The sequence below is a fragment of the Hydrogenophaga sp. genome, from assembly GCF_051007235.1.
Lineage (GTDB): Bacteria > Pseudomonadota > Gammaproteobacteria > Burkholderiales > Burkholderiaceae_C > Hydrogenophaga.
Map to the genome: position 1 here is coordinate 1 of NZ_JBPCSJ010000507.1, position 3,027 is coordinate 3,027.

Below are 3,027 nucleotides of genomic sequence, written 5' to 3' on the forward strand. Positions count from 1 at the left end.
GCGTCGGTGGTCTCGTTGCGGAAGGCCAGCTGCACGCGCGGCAGCAGCTTTTCCTGGCAGTAGGCGCGGGCAGCGTCCTGCACCTGGCGCTCGTCGTCGGTCAGCTGGGCGCTCAGGTGGAACGGGTCTTCCCAGTTGAAGGTGTTTTTGCTGGTGGCCATGGTGGAATCTCCTGAAAGTGAACAGACGGCGTGCGATCAATCCTGACGCAGCAGTTCGCGGCCGATGATGAGTTGCTGGACCTGGGTCGTGCCTTCGTACAGGCGAAGCAGGCGGGCGTCGCGGTAGAAGCGCTCCACCGGGTATTCGTTGATGTAGCCCGCGCCGCCGTGGATCTGCACGCCGCGGTCGGCCACGCGCCCCACCATCTCGGTCGCAAACAGCTTGGCGCAGGACACGCGCATGGAAATGTCGGGATCGGACACATGGGCCGGCTTGCCGTCGAAGCGCTGGGCCACGTCCTTGACCAGCGACCAGCCCGCCAGCAGCTCGGCCTGGCTGTCGGCCAGCATGGCCTGGATCAGCTGGAACTCGCCGATGGCCTTGCCGAACTGCTTGCGCTCGCGGGCATAGCGGCGCGACTCGTCGATGATGCGCGAGGCCAGGCCGCAGGACACGGCCGAGATGTTCAGCCGACCGCGGTCGAGCACCTTCATCGCGGTCTTGAAGCCCTGCCCCGGCACGCCGCCGATGATGTTGGCCGCCGGCACGCGCACGTTCTCCAGGATCACGTCGCAGGTCATGGTGCCGCGCTGGCCCATCTTCTTGTCCTTTTTGCCCAGCTTGATGCCGGGCGTGTCGGCAGGCACGATGAAGGACGAGACGCCGCCTGCGCCGGGCCCACCGGTGCGTGCCATGAGCGTGAAAGCCCCCGCGCGCGGCGCGTTGGTGATGTAGCGCTTGGTGCCGTTGAGCACGTAGTGGTCACCGTCGAGCTCGGACCGTGTATTTAGCGACGCGGCGTCGGTGCCGGCGTCGGGCTCGGTCAGCGCGAACGACATGATCAGTTCGCCGCTGGCGACCTTGGGCAGGTACTCGGCCTTCTGCTCGGGCGTGCCGTCCATCAGGATGCCCTGCGAGCCGATGCCGATGTTGGTGCCGAACACCGAACGGAAGGCGGCCGCCGTGCGGCCCAGCTCGTAGTTGACCAGCACCTCCTGGCTCACCGACAGGCCGATGCCGCCGTACTCCTCGGGCACGGTCAGGCCGAACAGGCCCATTTCCTTCATGTCCTCGACGATGTCGGCGGGCACTTCGTCGTGCTCTTCGAGGTGGTTTTCGGCGGGCACCAGGCGCTCCAGCACGAAGCGCTGGATGGTGGGCAACAGAATGTCAAAGGATTCGGCGTCGAGTGCCATGGGGTTCGCTCCAGGGATCGGGATGGGGTTCAGCGGTGCTGGAAAGCCGGCGCGCGTTTGTCCAGAAACGCGTGCATGCCCTCGTGTGCGTCGGCGCTGGCAAAGCGTTCGTAGAGCGCGTGGCGCTCGAACAGGATGCCTTCGGTCAATGGGCTTTCCCAGGCCCGGTTGACCGAGGCCTTGATGGCCATCAGCGCGGGCAGGGAGAAGCCAGCGATCTTCTCGGCCAGGGCCAGGGTCTGGTCCAGCAACTCGGCGTCGGGCACCACGCGCGAGACCAGGCCGTAACGGTCGGCCTCCTGCGCGTCCAGCATGCGGGCCGAGAGGCACATGTCCATGGCCTTGGCCTTGCCGATGGCGCGCGGCAGGCGCTGCGTGCCCCCCGCGCCGGGCAGCATGGCGAGCTTGATTTCGGGCAGCGCGAACTTCGCCGATTCGGCCGCGACGATGACGTCGCAGGCCAGCGCCAGCTCGCATCCGCCGCCCATGGCGAAGCCGGACACCGCGGCCAGCACCGGCTTGCGCACGCGGCGGATGGTTTCCCAGTTGCGGGTGATGAAGGCGCCTTGGTAGACGTCCATGAACGACCAGTCGGCCATGGCCTCGATGTCGGCCCCGGCGGCAAACGCCTTGGCGCTGCCGGTGATGACGATGGCACCGATGCCGTCGTCGGCATCGAAGGCCAGCAGGGCCGCGCCCAGCTGGTCCATCAGCGCGTCGTTGAGCGCGTTGAGCTGTTTTGGCCGGTTGAGCGTGAGGACGCCCACCCGGCCCCTCGTGTCGACGAGGACCGGTTGTTCAGTCATGGTGTGTGTGGACAGAGATGCAGCGACCCGCACAGCGGCGGATCGAGGGGGCAGATGAATCCAGCGCCGGGCCGCCCCAAGCTGGATTCGCACCCCCTTGGGGGGCAGCGACCTGCGCAGCGGCGGAGCGTGGGGGCCATGTCCTAGTCGATGTTGATCTTGGCTTCTTTGATGAGCCCCGACAGCATCTTGGCTTCGGTGACCAGCAAGGTCTTGAACTCGGCGTTGTCCAGGCCCACCGGCTCGGCACCCAGCGATTCGTAACGCGTCTTGGTGTTGGCCTGGGCCAGCGCCTTGGCGATCTCCTTGGCCATGCGCGCGCTCACGTCGGCCGGCGTGCCGTTGGGCGCCCACATGCCGAACCAGATGTCCAGCTCGGCGCCCTTGAAGCCCAGCTCGGCCAGTGTGGGCACGTCGGGGAAGAAGGACGAACGCTTGGCACCGGCCACCGCCAGCATGCGCACCTTGCCGGCGCGCACGTGCGGGAAGGCGATGCCCGGATCGAACACGTAGTCGGCCTGGTTGGCCATCACGTCCTGCAGGGCCGGCGCGGCGCCGCGGTAAGGGATGTGGGTGGCGAACACGCCGGTGACCTTCTTGAACAGTTCACCGGCCAGGTGCGGCGGGGTACCGGCACCGGCGGACGAGTACGACAGCTTGCCGGGGTTGGCGCGCGCATATGCCACGAATTCATTGGCATCCTTGAAGGTGGCCTGCGGCTTGACCACCAGGTACATCTGGCTGCGACCCACACCGGCGACTGGGGTCAGGTCCTTGGCCGGCGCGATGGTCTGCTTGAACAGGTAGGGGTTGGCGGTCTCGAACGAAGTGGGTGCGATCAGGAAGGTGTAGCCGTCCGGTGT

The 3,027-nt window shown here is 67.0% G+C and carries 3 protein-coding genes; all 3 read right to left on the reverse strand.

All coding sequences use genetic code 11. The features are described 5' to 3' along the window. Positions 1-197 precede the first annotated feature (197 nt). Entirely contained in the window at positions 198-1,358 is a 1,161-nt protein-coding gene (locus tag ACR2JA_RS17870; protein WP_434010419.1) for an acyl-CoA dehydrogenase family protein, read from the reverse strand. Positions 1,359-1,387: 29 nt separating this feature from the next. After that, positions 1,388-2,164 carry an enoyl-CoA hydratase gene (locus ACR2JA_RS17875; protein WP_434010420.1) on the reverse strand — a complete coding sequence of 259 codons (777 nt, stop codon included), beginning with the start codon at positions 2,162-2,164 and terminating at the stop codon, positions 1,388-1,390. A gap of 143 nt (positions 2,165-2,307) precedes the next feature. Further along, positions 2,308-3,027: Bug family tripartite tricarboxylate transporter substrate binding protein (locus ACR2JA_RS17880; RefSeq protein WP_434010421.1), on the reverse strand; the 720-nt coding region annotated here is incomplete at its 5' end.